At 35.6% G+C, this 337-nt stretch carries 1 protein-coding gene; it reads left to right on the top strand.

All coding sequences use genetic code 11. The annotated features are described in order from the left end of the window. On the top strand, positions 1-337 hold a 337-nt coding region (locus D7V32_RS17505), incomplete at both ends, for a LamG domain-containing protein (protein WP_213072563.1).

Raw genomic sequence — 337 nt, 5'->3', positions numbered from 1 at the left:
ATTTCGGATCAAAATATAAGTTCTCTATTGAGTTTAAAAGACTAATTGGTGTTTCCGCGTATCTGCCACTTGTGTACTTCACCGGAAATGTTCTACCCAGAGATTTGGGGTACTCTAGCGGCACACCATCTGGTGAGTCTTATTTAGTTAACAAGGTTTATATTGACTTTAGCTACATATCAGCAACAGCAGCAGCTCAAAACATTTCAAACAACATTTGGCATAAATTAACAGTTGAAAGAGATAATCGTAATATTAAGATCTACATAGATGATGTGTTAGGTTTAAATTTTAATCTTTCCGAGTCACCAAATTCATCCTCTGTAACAATGCTTGG

Source organism: Acinetobacter tianfuensis, assembly GCF_003611465.1.
In the GTDB taxonomy this organism is placed as follows: domain Bacteria; phylum Pseudomonadota; class Gammaproteobacteria; order Pseudomonadales; family Moraxellaceae; genus Acinetobacter; species Acinetobacter tianfuensis.
The sequence above is the reverse complement of the archived record's forward strand: the minus strand, read 5'-3'. Positions and strand labels throughout refer to the sequence as shown.